At 34.4% G+C, this 25,442-nt stretch carries 22 protein-coding genes; 7 read left to right on the forward strand and 15 right to left on the reverse strand.

Going from position 1 to position 25,442, the window contains the following annotated elements:
* Positions 1-9: 9 nt before the first annotated feature.
* On the forward strand, positions 10-930 hold the full coding sequence (locus P177_RS01490) for a DUF3078 domain-containing protein (protein ID WP_036151134.1): 921 nt from the start codon (positions 10-12) through the stop codon (positions 928-930).
* Positions 931-1,211: 281 nt separating this feature from the next.
* On the opposite strand, the gene hflX is transcribed toward P177_RS01490, so the two are convergent.
* Positions 1,212-2,423 carry a GTPase HflX gene (gene hflX / locus P177_RS01495; RefSeq protein WP_036151136.1) on the reverse strand — a complete coding sequence of 404 codons (1,212 nt, stop codon included), beginning with the start codon at positions 2,421-2,423 and terminating at the stop codon, positions 1,212-1,214.
* A 122-nt stretch (positions 2,424-2,545) separates the two neighbouring features.
* Here hflX and P177_RS01500 point away from each other — a divergent pair, with 122 nt between their 5' ends.
* Positions 2,546-3,523, forward strand: coding sequence for an endonuclease/exonuclease/phosphatase family protein (locus P177_RS01500; RefSeq protein ID WP_036151139.1), 978 nt, complete (start codon positions 2,546-2,548; stop codon positions 3,521-3,523).
* A gap of 204 nt (positions 3,524-3,727) precedes the next feature.
* Positions 3,728-5,884: a S8 family serine peptidase gene (locus tag P177_RS01505; protein WP_167333087.1), complete on the forward strand. Its 2,157-nt coding sequence runs from the start codon at positions 3,728-3,730 to the stop codon at positions 5,882-5,884.
* A 4-nt stretch (positions 5,885-5,888) separates the two neighbouring features.
* On the opposite strand, the gene P177_RS01510 is transcribed toward P177_RS01505, so the two are convergent.
* The 5 genes from P177_RS01510 to P177_RS01530 all read right to left on the reverse strand — a co-directional run bounded on the left by P177_RS01510 (position 5,889) and on the right by P177_RS01530 (position 11,204).
* Positions 5,889-6,398, reverse strand: coding sequence for a DUF3124 domain-containing protein (locus tag P177_RS01510; RefSeq protein ID WP_036151143.1), 510 nt, complete (start codon positions 6,396-6,398; stop codon positions 5,889-5,891).
* Positions 6,399-6,490: 92 nt separating this feature from the next.
* Positions 6,491-7,213 (reverse strand): 3'-5' exonuclease, encoded by a 723-nt coding sequence (locus P177_RS01515; protein ID WP_036151145.1) that lies wholly within the window; start codon positions 7,211-7,213, stop codon positions 6,491-6,493.
* 586 nt (positions 7,214-7,799) lie between these two features.
* Entirely contained in the window at positions 7,800-9,974 is a 2,175-nt protein-coding gene (locus P177_RS01520) for a TonB-dependent receptor (RefSeq protein ID WP_036151147.1), read from the reverse strand.
* Between the two features lie 86 nt (positions 9,975-10,060).
* Complete coding sequence (locus tag P177_RS20505) at positions 10,061-10,375, reverse strand: DUF6660 family protein (protein WP_036151149.1); 315 nt, start codon at positions 10,373-10,375, stop codon at positions 10,061-10,063.
* A gap of 373 nt (positions 10,376-10,748) precedes the next feature.
* Positions 10,749-11,204: a hypothetical protein gene (locus P177_RS01530; protein ID WP_157486411.1), complete on the reverse strand. Its 456-nt coding sequence runs from the start codon at positions 11,202-11,204 to the stop codon at positions 10,749-10,751.
* A 522-nt stretch (positions 11,205-11,726) separates the two neighbouring features.
* Between P177_RS01530 and P177_RS01535 the strand changes: the two genes are divergently transcribed.
* A complete protein-coding gene (locus P177_RS01535) occupies positions 11,727-12,800 on the forward strand; it encodes an IS110 family RNA-guided transposase (protein WP_036151154.1) in 1,074 nt (357 codons plus the stop codon).
* A gap of 210 nt (positions 12,801-13,010) precedes the next feature.
* On the opposite strand, the gene P177_RS01540 is transcribed toward P177_RS01535, so the two are convergent.
* From P177_RS01540 to P177_RS20175, 9 genes are all read right to left on the reverse strand, one after another.
* Positions 13,011-13,418: a hypothetical protein gene (locus P177_RS01540; protein WP_036151156.1), complete on the reverse strand. Its 408-nt coding sequence runs from the start codon at positions 13,416-13,418 to the stop codon at positions 13,011-13,013.
* 374 nt (positions 13,419-13,792) lie between these two features.
* Positions 13,793-14,575 (reverse strand): tetratricopeptide repeat protein, encoded by a 783-nt coding sequence (locus tag P177_RS01545; RefSeq protein ID WP_036151158.1) that lies wholly within the window; start codon positions 14,573-14,575, stop codon positions 13,793-13,795.
* Positions 14,559-14,981: a hypothetical protein gene (locus P177_RS01550; RefSeq protein ID WP_157486413.1), complete on the reverse strand. Its 423-nt coding sequence runs from the start codon at positions 14,979-14,981 to the stop codon at positions 14,559-14,561. The genes P177_RS01545 and P177_RS01550 overlap by 17 nt, the downstream gene beginning before the upstream one ends.
* A gap of 66 nt (positions 14,982-15,047) precedes the next feature.
* Positions 15,048-16,274 (reverse strand): nucleotidyltransferase family protein, encoded by a 1,227-nt coding sequence (locus tag P177_RS19270; RefSeq protein ID WP_051941672.1) that lies wholly within the window; start codon positions 16,272-16,274, stop codon positions 15,048-15,050.
* Positions 16,275-16,648: 374 nt separating this feature from the next.
* Positions 16,649-17,125, reverse strand: a complete 477-nt coding sequence (locus P177_RS01560; protein ID WP_036151162.1) for a methylated-DNA--[protein]-cysteine S-methyltransferase — start codon at positions 17,123-17,125, stop codon at positions 16,649-16,651.
* 15 nt (positions 17,126-17,140) lie between these two features.
* Positions 17,141-18,265 carry a CNNM domain-containing protein gene (locus P177_RS01565; protein WP_036151164.1) on the reverse strand — a complete coding sequence of 375 codons (1,125 nt, stop codon included), beginning with the start codon at positions 18,263-18,265 and terminating at the stop codon, positions 17,141-17,143.
* 37 nt (positions 18,266-18,302) lie between these two features.
* Entirely contained in the window at positions 18,303-19,646 is a 1,344-nt protein-coding gene (locus P177_RS01570; RefSeq protein ID WP_036151167.1) for a serine hydrolase domain-containing protein, read from the reverse strand.
* Positions 19,647-19,668: 22 nt separating this feature from the next.
* On the reverse strand, positions 19,669-20,658 hold the full coding sequence (hemB, locus tag P177_RS01575) for a porphobilinogen synthase (RefSeq protein WP_036151169.1): 990 nt from the start codon (positions 20,656-20,658) through the stop codon (positions 19,669-19,671).
* Between the two features lie 18 nt (positions 20,659-20,676).
* Positions 20,677-20,826: a hypothetical protein gene (locus tag P177_RS20175; RefSeq protein WP_167333088.1), complete on the reverse strand. Its 150-nt coding sequence runs from the start codon at positions 20,824-20,826 to the stop codon at positions 20,677-20,679.
* Between the two features lie 315 nt (positions 20,827-21,141).
* Here P177_RS20175 and P177_RS01580 point away from each other — a divergent pair, with 315 nt between their 5' ends.
* From P177_RS01580 to P177_RS01590, 3 genes are all read left to right on the forward strand, one after another.
* Positions 21,142-22,818: a helix-turn-helix domain-containing protein gene (locus P177_RS01580; protein WP_036151171.1), complete on the forward strand. Its 1,677-nt coding sequence runs from the start codon at positions 21,142-21,144 to the stop codon at positions 22,816-22,818.
* Between the two features lie 7 nt (positions 22,819-22,825).
* Complete coding sequence (locus tag P177_RS01585; protein WP_167333089.1) at positions 22,826-24,502, forward strand: helix-turn-helix domain-containing protein; 1,677 nt, start codon at positions 22,826-22,828, stop codon at positions 24,500-24,502.
* 282 nt (positions 24,503-24,784) lie between these two features.
* Entirely contained in the window at positions 24,785-25,174 is a 390-nt protein-coding gene (locus P177_RS01590) for an ankyrin repeat domain-containing protein (RefSeq protein WP_036151175.1), read from the forward strand.
* The last annotated feature ends 268 nt before the right edge of the window (positions 25,175-25,442 follow it).

Genomic DNA, 25,442 nt, shown 5'->3' on the forward strand with positions numbered 1-25,442 from the left:
TTAATTATTATGAAAAAAATTGTATTAACTCTAGCTCTTGCATTTGTTGCAACTATTGGTTTTTCTCAAACAGAAGAGGAGCTTAAAGGACAATTAGGTACAGCGAAAGATTCTATTGCAGCCATTCAAGGAAGAGCCGATGCTATCCAAGGTAAAATAGATGCTTTACCAGGATGGAAAAAAGGTGCTTTTGGTACTATTGGTGCTAACTTAAGTAGCTTTAATAACTGGTACGGTCAAGGTACTCCAGATTTAGCGTCAGGTAACATTGGTGTTACCGTAAATGCTTTTGCTAACTTAAAAGAAGAGAAGTTCTTTTGGAGAAACTCTGCAAACGTTAACCTTGGTTGGGTAAAGTTTGACGATAAGAACGATGATACCGATGATGATAGCTTTCAAAAAGGAACAGATGTATTTAACATCACTTCTCTTTACGGTAGAAATATAAGCAAAACTTGGGCGGTTTCAGGTTTAGCTGAATACAGAACTACTATTTTGGATAATTTCAACGACCCAGGATACCTAGACTTAGGTGTTGGTGCTACTTGGAACCCAAATGCTGATTTAGTGGTTGTAATTCACCCTTTAAACTACAACTTTGTATTTAGTGATAACGATGCAGTTTTTGAATCTTCTTTAGGTGCTAAAATTGTTGCAGATTATACTAAAAAATTCGGAGCGATCAATTTTAAGTCCAACCTGTCTATGTTTCAAAGCTATAAAAGCGGAGATCTTTCTAACTTAACTTGGATCAACTCTTTTGGTTACACTTTATGGAACGGTATTGGTTTAGGTTTTGAATTTGGTTTACGTGACAACAAGCAAGAAGCTTTAAACTTTGCTTTGATCGATACACCTACTGAAACCTTTGATACTGTAGATAACAAGTTACAAACGTACTTCTTAGTTGGTCTTAACTATGCATTCTAAGCAGTAGAACAACATACATAACTTTTGCGCATAAAAAAGCCCTCTATTTAGAGGGCTTTTTTCGGTTAAGTAATTATCGTAAAATTTGGGGTTTTACTTTTTAGTTTTCATAAGTAAAATATCGATTTGGGGTCAATACCTTTGCTTAAGTACACTGTAAAATTAATGCATATGTTCGTGCTCAGAACAATTTATGTTGTGAACTGAACGCATTGTGTGGTGAGATTTATCATCGGTTTAATTTCATCGATGAACTACATGAATTCAATTATATTTGGTTTCTAATATTCGTCTAAGTGTTCTGGGTAAAGAAAATTATTGTAAGGAAAACGAGTTACATGAATGTCTCTTACCTCATCATAAACACGTTTTCTAAATTCATCTAAATTTTCTTTGTTCAAGGCGGATATGAATATAGCACGATCGCCCACTTTTTCCATCCATGTTTGTTTCCAATCATTAATGGTAAAATGTCTTCCGGTACGTTCGGTAACTAAATCATCATCATCAATAGTTTCGTGTTCGTATTGATCTATTTTATTGAAGATCATGATGCTTTTCTTTTCTGAGCTTTTAATTTCAGATAAAATCTGATTTACAGATGCTATATGCTCTTCAAACTGAGGGTGGGAGATATCTACTACATGCAACAACAAATCTGCCTCTCTTACTTCATCTAAAGTACTTTTAAAGCTTTCTACCAGCTGTGTAGGTAGTTTTCTAATAAACCCTACCGTATCACTTAATAAGAAAGGTAAATTTCCTATAACTACCTTTCTTACGGTAGTATCTAATGTAGCAAATAGCTTGTTCTCTGCGAATACATCACTTTTACTAATGACATTCATTAAGGTAGATTTACCAACATTGGTATACCCAACTAAAGCAACACGGACCAAAGCACCACGGTTTCCCCTTTGGGTTTCCATTTGGCGATCGATCTTCTTAAGTTTCTTTTTAAGTAGGGTTATGCGGTCACGTACAATACGTCTATCTGTCTCTATTTCGGTTTCCCCAGGTCCACGCATACCAATACCCCCTTTTTGGCGCTCAAGGTGTGTCCATAATCCGGTTAGTCTCGGTAATAAGTATTCATATTGTGCTAGTTCAACCTGGGTTCTGGCATAACTTGTTTGTGCACGTTGTGCGAAGATGTCCAATATTAAACTGGTACGATCAATAATCTTACATCGTAATTGTTTTTCAATGTTACGTTGTTGACCAGGGGTAAGCTCATCATCAAAAATTACTGATCCTACTTTATGGGTTTGTACATAACGTTCCACTTCTTCCATTTTACCACTTCCAATCAGTGTCTTAGGGTTGGGAACATCCATGCGTTGAACAAAGCGCTTGATCACTTCACCGCCTGCCGTATAAGTAAGGAACTCCAGTTCATCTAAATACTCGTTTACTTTTTCCTCATTTTGATCCTTATTGATAACACCAATAAGTACCGCTTTTTCATAATCTATACTCTTCTTTTCTATCATAATACCGTAAAGTGCAAAATTAAGCAATTACCCATAAGCTATTTCGTATTTTTATTGACTTGATAATTAAGATTACACGCTCTAAGGCTAGCCCTGAGGTGGTTTACTCATTAAAAAGATACATGCGATTTCCATTTTTTAAGAAAAAGACTAAAAAACAGCGCTATACGGTTGCGTTCTACAATTTAGAAAATCTATTTGATCCAGAACGTAATACCAAGATTTTGGATAAAGATTATACACCAAATGGAGTAAAAAAATGGACGGTTGAACGATATCAGCGTAAATTGGATAAGTTGGCGAAGACCATAGTTAAAGTAGGTGATGAAGACCATCCTTACCCTCCTGCATTAATTGGTGTTGCAGAAGCTGAAAATAATAGTGTTTTTAAAGCATTGCTAGCTACCGATGCAATGGATAATTTGGATTATGGATTTGTGCACTATGATTCGCCCGATGAACGAGGTATAGATACAGGTCTCATTTACCGAAAACGATTTTTTAAGGTATTGCATTCAGAGCCATTTACTTTAATGGTAGATAATCCAGGCGGAGTCAGAGATACTACAAGAGATATACTATATGTAAAGGGTGAGTTGAATAAAGAATTGGTGCACGTGTTTGTAAATCATTGGCCGTCTAGGCGAGATGGTGGTGTAGAAACGGAATACAAACGGATTATTGCAGCAGAAGAGATTGTTCAGAAAATTGGGGTTATAAAGCAAACTGAAGTAGATCCTAATATTATAGTCATGGGCGATTTTAACGATGATCCCTCTTCAAAAAGTATGCAGATACTCAAAGGGGAAGCTTCGTTGTTTAATCCTTTTGAAACATTGCATATACCTAATAGTAAAGGCTCTTCCATATATGGTAATAAATGGAATATGTTCGACCAAATTTTAGTGTCTAACTCATTTTTTAATTATCAAAAGAATACCCATAGTTTTGACAGTGCTGCCATTTTTGATCACAAATCTCTGAAGGAGAAAAAAGGAAAGTATAAGGGCTCTCCCTACAGAACTTTTGTTTCAGATCGGTACATGGGTGGTTATAGCGATCATTTTCCGGTCTACGCTATGTTTACGTTTAATTCTTAACGTGCAGTTTAACGAAAGAAAAATCTTACACATCGGAAATTGATGTTTTCACAACAGGTTCATCATAATGTTTAGGTAATTCATCGAATAAAAGTGGTCATTCACCGAATGCACCACATGGTTTATATATTTGTAGTCCAAATCTTACAAATACAACCTATAATGTTTACCTACAACCAAACCTACTGTAAAAGTAGTATCCTTTTGATACTGTTTTTTGTTTGTTCAGCAGCAAATATTGCTACTGCCCAAACTTCTCAACAACGTTTAAAAATAGCTGCAAATAACAAAAAGACCGAATTGGCAAATTTCAAAGCTAACTTGGTTTCTGAATATGCGCTTGAAAGAACACATCTTCAAGAAGTAGCGAAATTGAACAATTGGAAAATCAAGGAAACCTTAGCGAACGGTAAAAAAATTGAATTACAGGGTATTGGTGCAGATGGTAGTCCTTTGTACTACGAAACATATGCTGATCAAGCCGGATTGGTTTCTAGAGCAAGTACATTGAATACAGATGGTTTAATGGGACTTCATTTAGATGGTGATGGAATGAATGTTGGGGTTTGGGATGCCGGTGTTGCCCTTGAAAATCATATTGAGTATACCTCTAGAGTTTCCATTGGTGATGAAAGTTCTGAAGTAGATACACATGCAACTCATGTAACGGGTAGTATTATTTCTACGGGACTTAAAAAAGATGCGAAAGGCGTAGCAAATAAGGCGAAAGTGGTTTCTCATGATTGGACTAGAGATAAAATTGAAGTTACCGAAGCTGCTGCTGACGGACTTCTACTTTCTAACCATTCTTACGGTATTAAAGCAAGTCGTGTACCAGACTGGTATTTTGGTGCTTACACGAAAGTAGCCCAAGATTGGGACAAAATCATGTATAATGCCCCTTATTACTTAATGGTTACCGCTGCAGGTAATGCACAAAAAAGTAGAGATAACTTAGAACCAACTTACGGGCAATCTGCAGATGGTTTTGATGTGTTGTTAGGATTTACAATTTCAAAAAATAATATTACCGTTGCTGGTGCAAATTCTAAAATCGACGGAAACGGAAACTTAAAGAATGCTGATGTTTGTACGTATAGTAGTTTTGGTCCTGTGGATGATGGTAGAATAAAACCAGACATTGCAGGTAACGGTGGTTCTATACTTTCTACAGATGCTGCTAGCAATACTAGCTACGAGACTTCTTCCGGTACTTCAATGGCTACGCCAGGTGTAACTGGGTCATTATTGTTATTACAACAGTACAATAAAGAATTATATGGAGAGTATATGAAAGCAGCCACATTAAAAGGTTTGGCTTTACATACTGCCGATGATGTTGATGCCGTTGGTCCAGATTATAAAATGGGATGGGGAATCATGAATTCAAAAACAGCTGCAGAGCTATTGAACAACAAAGATTTTTCTAGCCACATTGCTGAAGAAACATTAGAAAACGGAAACTCATTTTCATTTGATGTAACTGCAGAAGGTAATGAAACATTGATCGCTTCTATTTCTTGGACAGATGTACAATCTAGTTTTATTAATTCTGGAGAGTTGAACAATACTACTGCGGCTTTGGTAAACGATCTTGATATTAGAGTTACTAAAAACGGACAAACATTTTTACCTTGGAAATTGAACCCTGCACAGGCGGAAAACGATGCTACTAAAGGGGATAATAAAGTGGATCCTTTTGAAAGAGTTGAAATACCTAATGCTAACGGTACGTACACTATTACGGTGACACATAAAGGTGAACTTGCAAACGATATGCAAGATTTTTCTTTGATCGTTTCCGGTGTTTCTATGACCTCTTGTTCTATAAACGCTCCAGAAGTTAGTCTTAATGAAACTGAAATGTCTAATGTAACCTTAGCTTGGAACGCTTCAGAAGATGCACTTTATGAAATTCAGTATAAAGAAGTTTACCAAGAAGAATGGACTACAGAATACATTTCTGTAAATAACTTTAACTGGAAAGGTTTATTGACAGATGCTACCTATTCTTTCAGATTAAGAACATTTTGTTCTCAGAACATCGCTTCTGAGTATAGTGATGTAGCTACATTTACTTTTGAAGGAGAAGAGACAAAGTTAGAGACTTTACATACTTTAAGTGCAGATTCTGAGATTCCGTTTAGTGTGTATCCAAATCCTGCGGTAGATGAAATACAATTGAATGTAAAAACATCTGAAACAGCAATCTATAGAATTATGAGCACAAGCGGTGTAGCATTAAAGATGGATAAAGCGTTGGACTCAAGAATCAATGTAGCCGATTTGCCTTCTGGTTTGTATGTATTACAGATTCAAGATGCCAATGTAAACAAAAGCACGAAATTCTATAAGTACTAGTAAGCTATTTTATTCTTCTGGATTGTGTTGTAAACGAAAGACCTTGTTGACCCACGGTAGAATTCATAACGCCTTCAAACAATGGCTCTGGACAATCTTTTGGTGCATGCCATTCAAAAATAAAGTTAGAGCCGGTACCACCTTCAACATCCATCTCATCTATGATGATTTCAGCAGTTTCTAAAGGAGCCAAATAAATAGGGTGGCTAAAGTAATTACGTAATGATAGGCCATGAGTATCAAAATACTCTGCCTTAGTTAGGTAAATAGTATCAACATCGCTGGTATTTCGTAAGCTTACCATTGCTGTTAGATTATGGGTCTTATGCTCAGAACTACTATAAATTTGAGAATAGATAGATAAATAAGATTTACCATACTCTAAAGAATCTTTAGCATTGATCGTCGCCTTTCTCTTCGTCCAGTTTTCAGGATGTATAGAGCTTATTTCCTTCTCTTGTACACAACTGGCTAACAAGACAACTACAGCGAATAATAAAATGACTTTTTTCATAGGTATGGTTCGTTTAGAACAAATGATGGTACTAACAAAATTACACCATTAGTCCTGTTTTTATATCTGCCAATGTTAATTTTAACAAGATGCTATTCATGAGCTACCTTCTTTACCTCGTTATCGGTTAAAAGAGATTGATTTTGCAGTCTTAAATACACTTGTGCCGTAGTGAGTACATCTAATTCGCAATAGGTAACAATACGGTCTAAATTGTTTTGTTCATAATAGACCACACGAACCATACTACCATCAATATCTTCCTTGGGCGAGGGTATGCCCAGTACATGGGCCATTAGCTTTAAAGATGTATAATGCTTGTAATCTCCAAATTTCCAAAGCTCCATAGTATCTATATGCGGAACTTCCCATGGTTTCTTGCCGAAAAGATCTAGTTTTTGAGGTAGTGATATACCATGAATAATCATTCTGCGAGCTATATACGGAAAATCGAACTCCTTACCATTATGTGCACAAAGTACATGCTTTACGTGGTTAAAATGCTCGTCCAATAAATTTTTAAACTCCTGAAGCAATTTATGTTCTTCACCGTGAAACGTGGTAATTCTAAAACTGCGTACTTCTTTTTGAAACGTAAAATAACCAACGGATATACAAATGATTTTACCGAACTCTGCCCATATGCCGGCACGCTCGTAGAATTCTTCTGCGGTTACATTATCTTTTCTTTGGTATTGAGATTTATGTGCCCAAAGTTCTTGTGTGGTTTCATCTAGCTGGTCAAACGAGCTTTTTTCTGGTACGGTTTCTATATCTAAAAACAAGATATTTTCGAGATGTATTTTATCAGGCATAGAAAGGTAAGATACTAATAAGTAGGAAATTAACACAATTTGATTCGTACTGTTCTTATCTTATTTTGTTACCAAGGGTATAATAACTTTTTGTTTTTCAATTATAGTGGTAATTCTTCAATAGCTTAGTTATGTAAGACAGAACTGTCAAAAAAGAAAATTTTTAGATTTTTATTTCGGTACTTTTCGATTTAAAAAACTGCGACATTCTTACCAATAAATCATCAATTTGGTTTTTGTTTTCAGTTACTAAAGTCTTGTCTTACGAAGCTACATGACCAAATCAAAAAGATGATTGTAAAAAATGTATTATTTGGGTATTAGGTAATAACAATTACTACATTCTTTTACGTGTTTTAATACCGTTTCTTTGGTAAGGTTTTATAAATTAATTCTAGATAGTTAAAATGTTAAATACAGCGGTATAGTATAAGAGCAGTAACGAATTTTAAAAGCTACCGCTAGTGCGTTTTACTAGAGTTTATAAGCTAAATAGACTTTTCAATTTTTTGCATTGTTCGCTATTGCTCTGATACACTATTACCTGTTGTTTTTTACGTATAACTTAAACCTAAGTTAGATTAAACTATAATTTGATTTTAAACCCTCCGTTTACCACAAACCCATCAACTGGGGCATAAATATCTCTAAATTCAGGATTAGAGATGGAACCCGTAAAAATGGTATCAAACCTGGTTTGTCTTGTATCTCCAAAGTTTTCGAAATTGATGAAAATTGAGAAGTTTTTCCACAGTTTTTCTGCCATAAACCCAAAAAGCCAATATTGTTCACCAGTGGCACCATCATTTAATTGTTGTGGACCAAAGTAATAGGCTTCGAGCCCTATTTTCCATTTTTCTTCTACCTCATACATCAATACGTTGTTTAAGCGGTGTTTTGAAACTAAAGGGAATGTACTCTTGGTGTCATTGTAATGCTCGTTTACGTCTGCTAATGTATACCCTACAAAGAGAGCCAGATCTTTATAAGCTAGTTTTACGTTGGTCTCTACACCCTTTGTATCAATGAAACCATCGGGTTGTTGAAATTCATAGGATCCATTGCTTAAAGGCGTAAGAATTAGCGGGTCTTTTATTTGAGTATAGAAGAATAGGGTGTTTATACTGAAAAATAAATTGTCTGATAGCGGAGTTTTGTAATCAATATCAAAGTTACTACCTATGCTCTGTTCAGCTTTTGTATTTGGTACATCTATAGGCAATACATTTCTAAATTGTATGCGTTCTGCATCTTCGGTAAAAACGGTAGGTGTTTTGTAACCCAAACCACCACCAAGTCGCATTGATAATTTCGGATTAATTTTTAACAATGCAGAAATTCTTGGTAAAGCAAAAAAACCATATTCATTTTGATAATCACCTCGTATACCGGTCTCTAGCACAAATTTTTCTGTTGCGTTCCAAGTATTTTGTATAAAGGCGCCTGTTGTAATATGATTATAATCTATGGCTTCTGTATTGTTCAATTGATCTTGGGTGAATTTGTCTGTCCAAAGATTTAGCCCCACTATCCACTCAGATGTGGTATTTCTGGTCGTGTAGTTTGCTTCACTAAAAGATGATGTCTGAACTCCAGAAAATATAAAATCAGGTATTTCAATGCTTCGGTCATATAGGCTAATACTGTTTTTAAATGCCAGATTAGAATTTTCGTTCAGTTGGTGTTCTATACCTAATTGCGTGCTAAATCTGTCAGTAGTATTTTTTTCAAAAAAAACATCCTCTTCATCACGGTTGCCTTTAATATATTCAATGTCTCCCCCAACTCTATCTTCTTTTACGCTGTTAAAACCTACGTTCACTGAAGTTTTATCACTTAAATCAATAAATATTCTTGGGTTTAAAGTATAGCGTGTAAATTTAGGAATAGCCGTAAGGCCTATATCAGCTGGGTCATAAGGTGTACCCAAATTATAAGAAGCGAATATGGTTGTACCTATTTTATTGAATTGTTGAGAGTAAAAACCACTTGCGTCTAAACCCAATGCAGACGTGCCATTAAGCATAAAGCTTAATTCTCTTTCTTCTTTTGGTTTTTTTGAAACAAGATTTACTAGACCGGCAATTGCACCTCCACCAAAAAGTGTTGAAGAAGCTCCTTTAATTACTTCTACTTGTTGCAAGTCTAACGGTGCTATTTGCATTAAACTTAAACCACCAGAAAAGCCTGAGTATAGAGGAAAACCATCTCTAAGTATTTGAGTGTATTTTCCGTCCAAACCTTGAATTCTTATACTTGAATTATAAGAAGTCGCTGATGTTTGTTGGGTTTGTATACCGGTACTTTCATTAAGCATCATTCTAATGTCGCCCGGTTTCATATTTCCTTTTTCCTCAAGTTCTTCTCCAGAAATGGCTTCTATTCGTGTAGGAATATTATAAATGGTTCTTTTTGAACGTGTAGATGTAATCACTACATCATCTAATTTCTCTCCTTCGCTTTCTGTCAATGTTATGTTGATAGACTGCGTTTCTGATAAAGGAAAACTTAATTGTAGTTTCTGCTCTTCATAACCAAGATAATTGATAACAATGGTCTGTGGTCCGTTGGGAATATTTGTAATTTCTAAATAACCGTTTTCGTCTGTACTAGAGCCATTTGTTGTTCCTTGTAAAACGGCTGATGCACCAAAAAGGGTTTCTTTGCTTTCAGTGTCTTTGATTATGGCCTTGAATGTATTTTGACTAAAAGCCAAAGAAGTATATAGTATTGCCAAAAGAGGCAAAATGATTTGTTTCATTTGTCTAATGATTTAATTTAATGATGTAAAAAAGTATTAACGGTATTTGATACCGCTTTTAAAAAGTGGGGAAGCCACTTTTATCATTAAATTAACTTAGGAGGTTGCCAAATTTTCGCAAAAAAGTTACTTGCGAATTTGGACTTGTAAACCGATACCAATTTTGTTTTGGTAATATGAACTTTCTTAAAGTTGATCGAGTAATTTATAAAAACAAAACCCGAGCAAGTACCACAAGAAAAAAATGGCGAGCAGGTATTGCAACCATCATCTTGTTGGTCTTTTGAATGATTTTCTGTTAATTCTGTTTTTTCTTCATCATTACAGTTATCATCCCAACAGCAAGGTACTGTAGAGAGTAAAAAAACATATAATGATAATATAGAACAGAGTATTTTCATTACTGCAAAAATAGTGAATATGCTTAACTTTAGTTATGCAAGGCAAGAAGGATTAACAAGAAAAACTGTTCTCCAGTTTTCAACTTAGCGGTCAACAGCGTATAGATCCGGTTGTGTTCTTCAAGCTCTGCTTGGTCGGTTACTTTGAGAACAGTATTAGCAACCGCCAGCTGATGCTACATTGTGCCATTCGCCTTGACATTCTTTTCAACCAAGAATGTTGCGGTCTGGATATTATGAATTTTCAAATGATTTCCCCAATATTCAATTAGCTGCATAATGTTTCTTCATAATGTGTGGCAACGTAAAATGATATCGTACGGCGCTGCAACGAAGAAAGCAGCTATGATCTAATATTTAGTGTTAGTGGTCGTTATTTATTTGACTTTTGTTTAAACAGATCAATATCCTGTTCACTTAGTTTGTTTGTTGGGATTGAAATTCCAAAAGGTCGTTTTTGGTTTATCGTTAGCCAAATTCTGTTTTTGTTGATATCTATCTTCTTTATCCAGTTCCAATCTTTGTTTTCTATTAATTCTTTGTTGTTATGATGAATTAAGATTTCTCTATCATTAAATTCAACATCTGCATCAAAAGATGTTGTTTTGGCAAAGGTTTTAGCACTCAAATATTGGAGTGGCCATAATATAACATTGATTCCTATAAAATAAATTACAGCAGAAACAATAGGATTCAATCCGCTAATTGGTTTTAAAAATCCTAATACTAAAGTCATTATCAAATATTTCCAAATTGACTTTTTTAAGAAGAAATATATTTTTGCTCTTAAAATATTTTCGAAGTTTAAGACTAATCTTTGTTTAATCATTTTACCTGCTTTGCCTGAATTACCTGTTTGCGTTTTTGATTGAAAGGCAAATTAGATATTTAAGACTTATTATTTAATCTGTCTATGGGTTTTCTTTTGATAATATTTTAATTCTGCACCATTTGATATATGGAATTAGTTTGCAGTTTAATTTTGAATGAACCCTAACGGTTCGGCTCGTATGTTTGATTTTCAGTTTGAATATACTATTAATTATATAAATAAGGAGATTGATTAAGCGTTTGAGCTAGATACATTTTTCAATGATGTCGTTTCATAGATTAACAAATCTTCACAAGCTACTACTTTTATAAAAGTAGTAGCTTATATACTAACAACAGCTAAAAGTAGAAGGGACAGAGAGGTCTCGGCTAGATACACTTTCGGGTGATATCGTTTCTTAGAAATCCCGCCCTTCTATAATTTTCTTGGAATCCGGACAGTACCTAGGTCCTTTGTATAGAGATCGAATCAAGTGCGAGCAAAGATGATAAAGAGAATTACAGCTTAAAAACCGAAGAAATGGAAAAGCGTTTAAAACAGAGTCTGGGCATCGATGTTTCAAAATTGAACTTATCATTATCACTAGGTTCCCTAAATGAAAATTTAGTTAAAGAATTTGAGTCCCATCCCGATGTATCCAATGATATAATGGGTTATAAGGTACTCTTGAAATGGCTGAAGGAATCTGTCGATCTCGATGTGGAATTGTTGGTGGTGATGGAAGCCACGGGCGTTTACCATCAAGGTATTGCGCATTTTCTGTACGAGCAGGGCTATAGCGTTTGTGTAATGCAATCGGGTCGTGTAAAGCGCTATGCGCAGAGTTTGGACCAACGTTCCAAAACGGATGCACTCGACAGTAGAATGCTAAGTATGTTAGGTCTGGAAAGGAACATTCGACTATGGCACCCGCCCAGTGAGGAATTGCAGGAGCTAAAAGGACTGAGCAGGGAACGTAGTTCATTGTTGAACGATAGAACGATGGAGACCAATCGACAAGGAGCTATCGCATCGAGCGTACATAACAATGCAAGGGCATTGAAAAGGCACAAGATCAGATTAAAGCTTCTGAATACCCAGATAGCGGCGGTCGAAGAAGATATGCAACTTCTGATCTCTAAAAATGAAGTATTGAAAAGGAAGCTCGATTATTTGACAAGCATCCCAGGTATATCCTTTATATCTGCGGCTACGGTAATCGGAGAAACGTTAGGCTTCGAATCTATAGTCAATGCCAAGCAGTTGGCGAGCTATGCCGGTTATGATGTAGTATTACGGGAATCGGGAAACTTCAAGGGAAAGACCCGGATCAGTAAAAAAGGGAACAGCCATATAAGGGCGGTACTGCACATGCCCTCGATGACCTGTGTACGCTGTAACCCGACATTGAAACAGTTCTATAATAGACTAAAGCCGAACAAGGCAAAGCCGTTGGTGGCACTTGTAGCGGTGCAGAGAAAACTATTGATATTGATGTATACCTTATGGAAGAACGAAGAAAACTATGATGCGGGATATGAAATAAAAAAGCAGCAAAAGCATGAAGCTCTTGCTGCGCGGGATAACAGTTTGATAAATCAACCTGTTTCCTAAATTATTAAAGAAAAAACTTGTTTTTCAACACAGTACCTATGGTTAGTACGGGAATTAAAAGTAGTGAACTTTCGATTAAGCACTTAGCCAAAACTTTTTATTTTGTTTTTTCTTTTTTATTTTAAAGCCAAATCAAAGTATTTGGCGTACTTAGTTAAAAGCTCTAAACTTTGGATTAAGCACCAAAACCCGTATTAATTTTAGCCATTGTTACCTGTTGACTTTTTTATATTCAATTCCCCCTTTTATTACTCTAGCTTTACCATCATCCATTTCAATTATGTCAAAAAGCAATTTATTTTTTTTGATTTCTACTTTATGTGAACTTTTCGGTTTTCCAGTTTCGGCTATAATATGATAGACTCCTTCCTTTCTTATTTTCCCTTTTTTTATAAATTTTTCCCATTTAGTCTCTTTATTGTCTATATCTACTTTGAATCCTCTATATGCAGTTTGAACATACGTTGAATCACTTGTTATTTCAATTTCAATAATAGCTAAATCAGATGTAGGAGTTTTCATTCTAGCAGTCCAACTATAAATTCCATTCAAATTTTGACCAAAAAAAGATATAGTTTGGAAAAAAGTGATAGTGAATATTAAAATGTATTTTTTCATTTTTGTAGTTTACAGATAACGTACCAAGATAGGTTTATCACTTGTTTTGGTTACTAAAGTGTACCTAGCTAATATACCACTAAAGAATAAACCTACAATTAAGTATCATCTTCCGCAACCGAAAACCACAATCATAAACTATATTCAATAGAAATGGCTGAAAACAACAAACCAACTAACCAGTCTGTTTTTTACTGGTAAAATGAGTTCAAAGTTTTGGAAATAAACGGCAATTTTCACCTTTGTATCGACAAAATGCAAAGTGAACAAAGTTTAATGGGTATTTGGAGTATTTAACAAACCAAGTGGTTTGTTTTTGGCGGATTAGATAAGCTATTTTAGCGCAGTTTTCTTGTTGTTGCTCTTATGTTGGCTTATTTGTTCTCTAGAGCTTGTTTGAATTCCTCAATTTCTGAGAGGTAGATTTCGTTTAAATATTCATTATAATAATCGTCTCGTTTAGAGGCTATATGTTCTTCTGTACTAACAATATATTCGCTTGCTTTTTCAGTTTGCCCCAATTTTTCATTAGTCTTTGCTAAACCAAAATAGGCTTCTGGAACGTTTTTAGATTGCTGTAATGCACGTTGAAATTCTGTAATTGCTTTTTCGTAGTTCCCAAGTTCGTATTCGCAAAGTCCCAGGTAAACAAAACTGTGAATGTCTGCCCAGTCTTCTTTTTGGTTCTTGATATTCCTATTAAACAATTCAATTGCTTTTGGGTAGTCTTTTTTTCCATAATAGCATTCTCCACGCAAAAAGTCAATACCCTCTCCCCAAGGTGCATCAGTTACGTTTGGGGTAAGATTATCTAGTCTGTCAAAGTCTAGTAAGGCTTTATCGTAATCACGCATTTTACGCAATCTGATCCACCCGCGATACCCCAAATGTTTTTCTGGGTCAAGTGCTACGGCTTTGTCCAAATATTCAAATCCTTTATTGAAATCTCCTGCTTTGTTATAGGAGACGGAACGCGCCATCCAAGCATCGCTATTTTCTGGGTCGTATTCCAGTGCCTTTTCATATTGATGAGATTCTAAAAGAAAGTTAGATTTCTCGGTATCTGGTTTTATTTGCCACCAAATGGTGGATCCAATAACCACAAATAGAATTATGGACCCCAAAAAAATGAATAGGTATTTAAAAAATTTCTTCAATTTTTCCGTTTTTAATTTTTAATCTAATAAGGTTGTAGGTCTTAAAATCTTTGTCTCTTTTCCAATTGGTTAAACTTAGTGCAATGGTCTCCAATTCATTTATTAATGCCCCGTTGTTGAATACCGTAGGCTTGTAATTTTCGTCTATTTGAAATGTTTCCATTTCGCAAAATTCTCCTGTTTTAGTAATATACAATCGCAAGGTTATAAAACCGCTGCTTGGTACTATGTTGGTTTCGGCTAGTTGAATGTCCCTAAAAGCGTTTCTCAGTTTAGGGTTCTCGCCTTCTATTCTGCTATTGATATTATTTGCCCAATAAGGCATTGTACGTTCGTCGCAGTCGTTAGTTTCTTGCGAAAAGGCTAGAATGGGTAGAATGGTTAGTAGGAGTAGGAGGTTTTTCATGCCTTTTGTATCGGAGAAAAGATGAATTTATCTGTTTTTAAGCTCAGTTAGTTGTTATATTGTTTTTTATCCTTTCAGCCAACTTAACCAACGATTTCTATCCTTTGCATTGGTTGTCTGTTCTACTGCTACTTTTGTAATGTCTACCATTTTTTCATTTATTTCTTCTAACCATTCTTCATATCCGTCGAGGCTATAAGTTTCATCTTTTTTGTATTCATTAATCTCTTTAATCTCATTCTTTAAAAGGTCTAATTGCTCTTTCAAATTATCTTTTATATAATTTTTATAAACTTGAGCTTGTTGGTTATCTCTCGATTCGATTAATTGGTTTAGTACTTCTACCGCAATTTTATACCAGTCGTTAAGATATTCATGATTTATTAATACATAACTAGCGTAAGCTATACAGACTCTTTTGAAGTTGGGTTTTTCTATATGGGTTAATACAAAATTAGATTGTTTTTTTAATTTAAATTTCTCAAAGTAAGTTGCTTCTGCAACTTTATAAGATTCAAAAGAAGAAATGTTGGATGTCTTGTTTTTGTCTACTTCGATAATGAAAAAGTTGTTTTCTTTACCAATATGGCAAAACCAATCCATTCTAATTTTTTTATTGTTTTTGATAAAAACTTCATTAAATTTTGAATGTACTTTGTATTTTTTATCTATGTTAATAACTTCCTTTTTTTCTATAAAAGATAAATTATCAATTCTGGATTGAAGGAATAAAAACCTTTCGAAATGTGGATGTTTTTGTCCTTCTTTTATTTTTAAGTTGTAAAGTATATCGATTATTTCTACCATTGAAGCCCATTTATGACTCTTAACAGTTCTAATTTGGATTTCGATAAGTTTATTTGGGTTTATTGGACTTTCGATATATAGGTGATAGCCTCTATAACCATCTTCTTTCGTTTCTTTTAAATAATCATTATATTTTTTTACCCTAAATCGACTTTTAAGCTCATTAATTAATTTTGAAACGGAATTTTTATTGTAGACTAGAATTCTACAACCTGCGATATCTCCCATATTACCTAAAGACATCGTAGGTTGTCGTTTTAATTTTGAAAGTATGGATTCAATTCTCTTTATTCGAAAGGCAGTAATACTATCGTTTCTGGTTTCTTTAGCGACTTCGGAAATATCCTTAAAAACGGATGATAAATCTGCTTTGAAAGAAGTACGGTAATCTTGAAGCTTGTCAAGTAAATCGTTAGTAGGTAAACTATCCTCTTTAATGAACTTTTTTATCTCCTTTCCTAATTTATTTACTTGTGATTTTGTCATTTTTTAAATTCGCTGTAATATTTATACCAATATCTAGGAATATACGTAATAGTTTATTTTCTCTGCACACTAATATACTATTTAAGAATAAACCTACAATTAGCATATTACATTCCATTACGGAAAACCATAATCATCATAAATTTTATAGAAATAAGTACCCAGAAGTAGAACCAAGAAGAGAATCAACCTAAAAAACAACGAACCGACCAAGTAGTCGGTTTTTTACGTGTAAAATGTGTTTAGAATTGTTGAAAGTAACGATAGCAATCGCAATTGTATCGATAAAATGCAAGGTGTAAGATGTATAAAGGGGAATTTTGAAAGGAAACAAACCAAGTAGTTTGTTTTTTTGGTGAAATAAATAAGCTGTGTTAGAACAAACTTTGCTGTTTTACGGGGCTTTCATGGTTCAATAACCATTGTTTTCTGTGTAATCCGCCAGCGTAACCGGTAAGTGAACCATCGGTACCAATAACCCTATGGCAAGGCACCACGATCCATAACGGATTTCGGGCATTTGCAGATGCGGCGGCTCTGGTGGCATTGGGGTCACCTAATAATTTTGCAAGCTCTAAATAAGACTTCGATTTTCCGTAAGGTATATGCTGCAACTCCAACCAAACCTTCTTTTGAAACTCGGTTCCGTACGGGTTCAGTTTTAGATCAAACTGTGTTCTTGCGCCTTCAAAATATTCGTTCAGTTGATACACGGCATCTTCTAAAGATTCCGGTATCACATCGGTAAGGGGTTCATCGGAATTTAAAACGGTAATAGCCGTAAGACCGTCAGTGTCGCCCATAATTTTGGCAACGCCAAGGGGTGTTTGTATGTAAGCAACATCGGCCATAGGGGTATTTGCTATTTATTCGTCTGGTGACGTTGGCTTTTCTATCACTCCCGTTGCCTGAGCGCGTTTTTCCCAGTTTTTGCGAGCAAGACTCTGTAAATCGGCAATATTATCGCTCTCGTCCATTATTTCAAGCCCTAGAAGGGTCTCAATAACATCTTCCATAGTTACAATACCGCTTACAGAACCATATTCATCAACCACAAGAGCAATAGCCTGTCGTTTTTGAATGAATATTTCAAACAATGTTGGGATCGGTGTACTTCTACGGGTTACTAGAATTTCGCGTTTAATGTCTTTTAGTGGAATGTCTCCGTTCTGATTGATCATTTCTTCCAAAACATTATCCTTTAAAACAAAACCGGTAATATTATCAATGTTATTGGTGTACACAGGAATTCTAGAAAAACGTAATTTAGGATTATCAGTAAAAAATTCGGCAATTGTTTTCTCGTCAGACGCTATTTTCATTACCGCTCTTGGTGTCATAATATCTTTCACCAGAACTTCATCGAACTTCAATAAGTTTTTAATGATGGTAGATTCAGACGTTTCAAAAACACCTTCTTCATGTGCCATATCCGTCATTGCATGAAAATCCTCGCGACTTAACACACTACCATGGTGATTGCCACCGCCTACCATTTTGGTAAACAAACGTAACAACCAAAGCAAACCGGTATATTTTAAGCCCAAAACCATAATATTCAAAGCTTTTGTAGAGAAATTGGCTAGTTGTTTCCAATACGTAGCACCAATGGTTTTTGGTATAATTTCAGAGGCAACCAGAATAAGAATGGTCATAATAGTAGATACGACACCTACCATTAAATCTTCTGTAAAAGATATACCAAATATCGTTTTTGTTTCGCTACCGTAAAGTTCGGCATAAGCCACCTTTGCCTGTACACCTACCAAAATTGCACCAACGGTGTGGGCTATGGTATTTATGGTCAATATGGCAATTAAAGGTTGATCTACATCTTTTTTAAGCGCCTCTAAAGTTTTGGCATAAGAATGACCTTCTTTCAGTTTTACATTGATGAAAGTTGGGGTAATACTCAACAATACCGCTTCTAATATAGAACACAGAAAGGAGAAGAAAATAGAAATGAATGCGTAAAAAAGTAGTAAGCCCATAGGGTTGTTTTATAAATCGAAGATATTAATAAAAATGCTAAGGTTGGTGCTGTTTTGCGTTATCAAGTGCCTTATAGAATATTTGTTGAATGGATGGACGGATATTTAAGTTGTAAATATTGCGATTTTCTCTTGTAGGATACACTCTATTTGATAGAAATATATACACTAATTCATTTTCAGGATCTGCCCATACAAAAGTACCCGTAAAGCCACTATGCCCAAAGCTTGATGCACCAACTTCTGGTACAGGGTAGGCATTGGCAATTTTAAAGGTATTGTTATCCAAATAAGGTTTGTCAAATCCTAAACCTCTTCTATTATCGTTCTCGGGATATTGAACTTTAATAAATTCTTTAATCGTCTTTTCAGAGATGTATTGCTTACCGGCATAAAGTCCGTTTTGCATGAACATCTGCATAATAATCGCCAAATCATCTGCAGTACCAAACAAACCTGCATTACCAGAAATGCCACCTAATAAAGAGGCATTTTCATCATGTACCCAACCTTGGGTCAGCGTATGTCTGTACATAGTATCTACTTCTGTAGGTACAATTTTGTTATTGAAATTTTTGGTGCTAGGCAGAAAACCGAAGGTTTTCATACCAAGTGGTTTATAAAATTCTTGTTCCATATAATCTGCATACGGAACACCAGTAATTTGAGTAATGAGTTCCGGAAAAATCAGGAATGTGAGTCCGGAATATTTGTATTTTTTTTCAGCCGATACTTCAGAACGATTTATGATTTTGTACATTTTTCGGTGGAATCTATTTTTTACATAGATACCTTCAAAAGCTTGGTTGCTAAATCTGTTATTTGGTTTTCTGCGGATGAACCTTTTTTTAAACCGACCGTTATTTTTTAAAGTCTCATTTAAAAATACGACATAAGGTTCTAGTCCCGCTTGATGCGCTAATATCTCCCGAAGCGTAATATTTGCTTTATCTTTCTGTCTTTTCCAAGGTTTCCAATAAGTGCTAAAGGGAACATCTAAATCTAACTTACCCTCATCAACCAATTTCATAATTGCTGGTAGCGGACCTAAAATTTTGGTAACCGAAGCCAGATCATAAATGTCATTTAAAGCAACTGGTTGAATGCTATCGTAGGTGTGAAATCCGTATGCCTCATGAAAAATAATATTACCTTCTTTAGCGATTAACATCTGAGCACCTGGGAAAGCGTTATTTTTTATACCAGTTGTTATAATACTATCTACTTTACGATATACATAAGCGGAATCCAACTCGTAAGCAGCCAATGAAGATCCTTGCAAACTAGATCCCGCCGGAAGCAAAAGTGGTTTGTTAGTTGTCTCTTGTGAAACAGCCAAACAACTAATTAAACCAAATAGTATAAAAAATATTTTATTCATGAATAGTAATTCTGTTGATTGACTATCCTAAGAATTTTACGGCATCTTTAGCGAAATAGCTGGCGATGATATTTGCACCGGCGCGTTTGATTGCAGTCAGCTGTTCCATCATTACCGCATCATGATCTAACCATCCTTTTTCAGCGGCAGCTTTTACCATGGCATATTCCCCAGAAACTTGATAAACGGCAACTGGAACATCTACCTCGTTCTTGATCTCACGAACTATATCCAAATAGCACAATCCTGGTTTTACCATAACGATATCCGCACCTTCGTCAATATCCATTTGAGTCTCACGAATAGCTTCAAATCGGTTGGCGAAATCCATTTGATAAGTATTTTTATCCTTAGGTACATTTTTAATATCTACCGGAGCAGAATCCAGCGCATCTCTAAACGGACCGTAAAAAGCACTGGCATATTTGGCACTATAAGCCATAATACCGGTGTTTAAATAGCCCTCATCTTCCAAAGCCTCGCGAATGCTAAGAATACGACCATCCATCATGTCGCTAGGCGCAACAAAATCTGCACCTGCATTGGCATGAGAAACACTCATTTCCGCTAGAACCTCTACACTTTCATCGTTAAGAATTTCGCCGTCAGCTACAATACCATCATGACCGTAAGAAGAGTAGGGGTCAAGGGCAACATCTGTCATGACCAACATATCCGGACATGCATTTTTAACCGTTTTTATGGCAAGTTGCATTAATCCGTTTTCGTTCAATGCTTCAGAACCTTTGTTGTCCTTTAAATTATCGGGCACCTTCACAAAAAGAAGCACCGAACGCAAGCCCATGTTCCAAAGTTCTTTGACCTCTTTGGTTAAATTGTCTAGACTAAGGCGGTAGTAATTTGGCATAGAAGGTATTTCTTCTTTAATGCCTTTGCCCTCAACAACGAACAACGGTACTAAAAAATCGCTTGGCGAAATAATGGTTTCCCTAACCAAACTTCTAATGGCTTCATTGCTACGTAATCTTCTTGGGCGTATAAGTGGGTACATAATTTTATATTTTATTGCTTATTCAGATTCTTTACTCTTTTTAATGATTGCTTTTAGCCGTTCTTTTCTTAACGCGGCTTCTTTCTTTAATTTGTTCTTCTTTCTATCCATAAGCTTGGCGTGCTTTGCTTTGTTCAATGTGTTTTTAGCTTTGCCTTTTTTTGCCATACCTGAATATTTAAATTCGAACGCTTTATCGCTTTAATTATGAAGTGGATAATTCACTAAAGCATATATCTCTCAAAGTTTCTACAAAAATAGGGGAATTTGAATAATGGGGACGGGGGTTTTTGCTTAATTTTATTAGTTACCGATTACTGATTCTTGAAATATTAATACCTAAAGGAAAATCAATAAGTGATTTTTATTCAACTTCTAGTAAGTGAATAAGAGAGGGCGAATAAAGGGCTCTGTTTTCAAATTAAAGCTATAATTTGTAGGCGAATTCTTATTTAGCTTCAAATTGATTTTATAAAATACTTCATGAGTAAATACATTTTAGTTTTCTGTTTAACTTTTCTCACCGTATCTACTAATTGGGGTCAAAATACGAATCCTGAATTAGGGGTAAAAATTGAAAAAGTGTACACGTTAGCTTTACAAAATGTACAGCAAGGACTTCAGGAGGCTAATAGCTTATTGGCGGAAATTGATGATTATGAGAGTTATTACGATAAAGCGGTAATTTACACTGTTGTAGCCAATATTACGATGTGGAATGGTAAGTATGACCAGGGTATAGCATTAATACAAAAGGCAATAGATTTAATAGAAGGCAAAGAACATGATATGTTGTATTCTCAAGCACAACAAATACTTGCTTATGCATATATAGCAATGTACAGATATGGTGACGCATTTAAGTTGTATTCTAACATGATTGTTGATGATAAGTTTGGGTCTAATGAAAATAGAGCTTTTTTTAGAAAAACGTCTAAATTCGATTTTGGGGTATTAAATTCTTTAATTGGAAGGAAGAAGGAAGCACTTGCGTTATATCTGGAAGCAGAAAAATACCAAATAGATTCTAAAATGGTATCTGCTTATTGGGAGCAAAAGGCACAACTATATATTGCAAATTCTTTTTATTTTTTTAATAAAAAAGATTCCGCAAATTATTATTACAATCGGTATAAAAATTTAGAAAAGGAACAGGGTGAGACACTTGCAATACCATACGTTCATTGGTATGAAGGAAATAAGGCTTATTATGACGCTGATTATGAAACGGCCATAAAAAAGTATAATCAGTATGAAAAGTCATTGACTGATAAGTTTAATAAAACAGATGACGAAATACAGATTAGAAAGGCTAGGGCATTTTACAGCATCGGTCAATTAGATAGTGCTTTAGTGAATCTTGAAATGGTCAAAGATTCTAATTATTTAAAAAAGCAGGCATATTTAAATCCAGAGTTTTTCAAAATTCAACATGATATTTATTCCGATAAAAAAGATGAAAAATTGGCGGATGAATATTTGATGAAATATATAGCGGCACAGGAAAGATTCGGTCAATTTAAAATGAACACTCTAGGAAGTTTATATGAATTAAAGGAAAATGAAACTAAGGTTGAGCAAGAGATTGTAAAATCAGATTTAAAGTATTACAATAATTATCTATGGATTGCCTTGGGTGGATCAGTCATGTGTTTCGTAGGTTTTACGCTATGGAAACAGAAAAGGGAAAAGAAAAAGTTTGATGCATTAATGCAAAAAACAGAGAACAAGGCACCTTTAAGCAATTCACTTGAACTTAGCACCAATACTATTGAAATAAAAGATGAAAAGGTAGAGGCATTGATTGGTCAAATAAAAGTACTCAAAGAACAAGGTTTTTTTCTGAAACAAAAGACAACCTTGCATAATACGGCAAAGAAATTAAAAACGAATACTTCTTACTTATCTACCATTATTAATACTCATTTAGGTACTACTTTTTCTGCTTTTGTAAATGATATAAGAATCGATTATATCGTAAATGAACTAAAAACGAATAAGCAGTTGCGTTCTTATTCGGTTAAAGCCATTGCTGAAGAAATTGGGTATAAAAGTGCAGATTCTTTCAGTAAATATTTTAAGCAGAATACAGGGTTATCGCCATCATCGTATATTAAAAAATTGAATAAGGAGAAATTAAATGAAATTTCAATGTTGTAATCATTTTATGCTAAGAATTAAGCTTAAGTCCATCTCTATTTTTTTACTGATTTGTTGTTTTTTAGGCAAAGCACAAACTGAACAAGATTTAGAGGGTATATCAGATAGTTTAATAACTAATCTTCAAAAATTTTATAGTGAACCTTATGAGACAAGTGAGCAAACATTATCTGGCTTATATAAAATACATAAGAATATTGATACTTATAATATTAAAGAGCAAGTAGCTATTTATCTTGTTTTAGTTGATTTTCAAATATCAGAAGGCTTGTATGATGAAGCTATCCAAAACTCCCATATTTCACATAATATGGCTAAAGAAAATGGTTTTGCGTACGAAGCGGTACTTTCTGATTTTCATTTAGCCTTGGCATTTCAACAGAATTATGAGTATGATAAATCTTTTGAACTATTTAAGTCGCTGGCAGAATTAATTAATGATAGTAATTATGAGTATTTGGCTATTCTATCTGAAATAGAAATGGCATTGTTTTATGAGAGAATTGGTAAATACCGGGATGCATTAGACATAAAACTCAAGATCGTTAAAACAAAGGGAGATTTTTTAAAAAATAGATGGAATCCTGTATACCATCGTCAGTTTTTAGATATGTCCAATTTATATAATGAACTGGGAATAAAAGATTCAACCTTGTTTTATAGAGAGCTATATGAAAACAATATTGATGAATCTACAGCGGATGGGCGAGAACATTTTTTATTATTAAAAAACAAGGCTAATATTGATTTTAAAGATGGCAAGTTTAGAGAGGCTATTGATAATTATAGAATTTATAGTCATTGGGTTGTTGAAAGGTTTAATGAATATGATTCTCCTTTGCTTATCAATAAAAGTAAAGCCCACTTAGCCTTGGGCGAAGTGGATAGCGCATTGAATAACTTAAATCTGATTAAAAGCGGACCAATGTTTTTAAAGGAGCAAAAATATATTTCTCCAGATTTCTATAAATTGTATATAGATATTTACCAAGAAAGAGGTGAGGAAGATTTAAGAAAAGAATATGAACAAAAATATTATAAAACACTAGAAACTTATAATTCGTTTAAATTTAATACGCTAGATAATCTCTATGACATAGACAAGCAGCGTATTCAAATAGAGAACGCCAATGCAGCCAATGATTATAAGAGTACATTAAGTTATTTATGGATTGCCTTGGGGTCAATAGTTATGTGCTTCATAGGTTTTGTGCTATGGAAACAAAAAAGAGAAAAGAAAAAGTTTGATGCATTAATGCAAAGAACGGAGAACAAAACACCACTAAGTGCACCACTTGAACCTAGCACCAATACTACTGAAATAAAAGACGAGAAGGTTGAAGCACTAATCAATCAAATAAGAGAATTACAAGTACAAGGCTTTTTTCTAAAACAAAAGACAACCTTATATAACACAGCAAAGAAATTAAAAACAAATACGTCTTACCTGTCTACCATTATTAATACCCATTTAGGTACTACATTTTCTGCTTTTGTGAATGATATTAGAATCGATTATATCATAAACGAACTAAAAACAAATAAGCAATTGCGTTCGTATTCGGTAAAAGCCATTGCAGAAGAAATTGGGTATAAAAGTGCCGATTCATTTTCCAAATACTTTAAGCAAAGCACCGGTTTGTCACCTTCTACTTTTATAAGAAATATCAATAAAGAGGGGTAAATGCCATTTTTCATGCAGCGTAGATAGTAATTCATGTTTTATCACTTCGTTTAAAACAAATATCTGATAATCAGATAATTAAAATTAGTTCGAGCACCCTATTTTTATAAATTTAGGGTGGTATGACTTGTTTTAAAGAGATAAACAGCCCTTTCTTTACGAAAAGATTATCGCTCATCTTTAAAAATTAAACGATCGTTGTTAGCTAACATTTTTAATTGAAGTTCGATGTCATTTTTTAAATCAAAAAAAATTAATAGTTCATCCTTAAAAATTTAAATCATGAAAAAATCAATTATCGCATTCGGTATTTTAGTTAGTACAGTATTTAGCACCGTAAGTGCCAATACGAACTCAGGAAATAGAATCTCTAAAATCAACGAAACAAAAATTTCGCATATATCGCCAATGGTATTAGCGATTGTTAAAGATGATGTAGCGGTTGTGAAAAGTTTTATCGCTTATGGAGCCGATATAGAGCAAGTATCTAATACCGGAGCTGAAATGACAGCTTTAATGTACGCTGCTCGCTACAACCAATTAGATATTGTAAAAATACTAGTTGCAGAGGGTGCAAGTACCTCAAAAGAATCTAAGATTGGAGCAACGGCCTTAGACTATGCCAAAGTCTCTGGAGCAACAGAAGTAGTTGGGTATTTAAACAGCTTGTAAACTCCTAAACAAGTCATCAAATAAAGCTATTCAGATGTATAAATTATCTGAATAGCTTTAACTAATAAGAAGAAATTATTATTAAACCTCACTTTTTAAGCTAGCTCTATGTTTATATTTTTTAATTATCTAATAGCTAAGTTGTTGTATTTATTTTGGCTTCCTGGTTTTTATAAATATGGAATACTTTTACTTACTTGTAAGGTGTTAATTACACTTTCTCTACGGAAGAAACTACAAAAATTGTAACATTTCTAAAATTTTGAAT

The sequence above is a fragment of the Maribacter forsetii DSM 18668 genome (assembly GCF_000744105.1).
GTDB classification, from domain to species: domain Bacteria; phylum Bacteroidota; class Bacteroidia; order Flavobacteriales; family Flavobacteriaceae; genus Maribacter; species Maribacter forsetii.

Bases quoted from the DNA above. Each gene is read 5' to 3' on its own strand.
- P177_RS01490 (WP_036151134.1), top strand. From the start codon at position 10: ATGAAAAAAATTGTATTAACTCTAGCTCTTGCATTTGTTGCAACTATT.
- hflX (WP_036151136.1), bottom strand. From the start codon at position 2,423: ATGATAGAAAAGAAGAGTATAGATTATGAAAAAGCGGTACTTATTGGT.
- P177_RS01500 (WP_036151139.1), top strand. From the start codon at position 2,546: ATGCGATTTCCATTTTTTAAGAAAAAGACTAAAAAACAGCGCTATACG.
- P177_RS01510 (WP_036151143.1), bottom strand. From the start codon at position 6,398: ATGAAAAAAGTCATTTTATTATTCGCTGTAGTTGTCTTGTTAGCCAGT.
- P177_RS01515 (WP_036151145.1), bottom strand. From the start codon at position 7,213: ATGCCTGATAAAATACATCTCGAAAATATCTTGTTTTTAGATATAGAA.
- P177_RS01520 (WP_036151147.1), bottom strand. From the start codon at position 9,974: ATGAAACAAATCATTTTGCCTCTTTTGGCAATACTATATACTTCTTTG.
- P177_RS20505 (WP_036151149.1), bottom strand. From the start codon at position 10,375: ATGAAAATACTCTGTTCTATATTATCATTATATGTTTTTTTACTCTCT.
- P177_RS01530 (WP_157486411.1), bottom strand. From the start codon at position 11,204: ATGATTAAACAAAGATTAGTCTTAAACTTCGAAAATATTTTAAGAGCA.
- P177_RS01535 (WP_036151154.1), top strand. From the start codon at position 11,727: ATGGAAAAGCGTTTAAAACAGAGTCTGGGCATCGATGTTTCAAAATTG.
- P177_RS01540 (WP_036151156.1), bottom strand. From the start codon at position 13,418: ATGAAAAAATACATTTTAATATTCACTATCACTTTTTTCCAAACTATA.
- P177_RS01550 (WP_157486413.1), bottom strand. From the start codon at position 14,981: ATGAAAAACCTCCTACTCCTACTAACCATTCTACCCATTCTAGCCTTT.
- P177_RS19270 (WP_051941672.1), bottom strand. From the start codon at position 16,274: ATGACAAAATCACAAGTAAATAAATTAGGAAAGGAGATAAAAAAGTTC.
- P177_RS01560 (WP_036151162.1), bottom strand. From the start codon at position 17,125: ATGGCCGATGTTGCTTACATACAAACACCCCTTGGCGTTGCCAAAATT.
- P177_RS01565 (WP_036151164.1), bottom strand. From the start codon at position 18,265: ATGGGCTTACTACTTTTTTACGCATTCATTTCTATTTTCTTCTCCTTT.
- P177_RS01570 (WP_036151167.1), bottom strand. From the start codon at position 19,646: ATGAATAAAATATTTTTTATACTATTTGGTTTAATTAGTTGTTTGGCT.
- hemB (WP_036151169.1), bottom strand. From the start codon at position 20,658: ATGTACCCACTTATACGCCCAAGAAGATTACGTAGCAATGAAGCCATT.
- P177_RS20175 (WP_167333088.1), bottom strand. From the start codon at position 20,826: ATGGCAAAAAAAGGCAAAGCTAAAAACACATTGAACAAAGCAAAGCAC.
- P177_RS01580 (WP_036151171.1), top strand. From the start codon at position 21,142: ATGAGTAAATACATTTTAGTTTTCTGTTTAACTTTTCTCACCGTATCT.
- P177_RS01585 (WP_167333089.1), top strand. From the start codon at position 22,826: ATGCTAAGAATTAAGCTTAAGTCCATCTCTATTTTTTTACTGATTTGT.
- P177_RS01590 (WP_036151175.1), top strand. From the start codon at position 24,785: ATGAAAAAATCAATTATCGCATTCGGTATTTTAGTTAGTACAGTATTT.